The organism is Tsukamurella pseudospumae (assembly GCF_001575195.1).
GTDB classification, from domain to species: domain Bacteria; phylum Actinomycetota; class Actinomycetes; order Mycobacteriales; family Mycobacteriaceae; genus Tsukamurella; species Tsukamurella pseudospumae.
Genome location: NZ_LSRF01000077.1, coordinates 1 through 286, shown reverse-complemented (window position 1 = coordinate 286; position 286 = coordinate 1). Strand labels below are relative to the sequence as shown.

General features: G+C 66.8%; 1 pseudogene. It reads right to left on the bottom strand.

Annotated features, from left to right (window positions below):
* Positions 1-286: pseudogene (locus AXK60_RS27480) on the bottom strand (DNA-binding protein); the annotation flags it as partial.

Here is a 286-nt window from a genome sequence, read left to right as displayed (position 1 = left end):
TACTTCTTCTGCGGTACATACCCGTCGTGGGTTCCGCGGTCCACCGCCGATAGCTCGAAGTAGTCGCTCCAGTACGGGTCGGTCAGCACGCTCGCTCCGGTGGGAATGAGTCCTGTTGCATCGCCCCATCCCTGCATCCGTTCGATGCGCGGAGAGCGTCGGCGGACCATCCAGGCCACGTCCTCTGCGCAACTACGCCGAAGGCGCGCCCGCAGTCGTGACAACGCTGCAGGCTCGAGCCAGTCCGCAGTCTCTCCGGAGAGCAGCGCGAGCGCCGCCCAGGCGC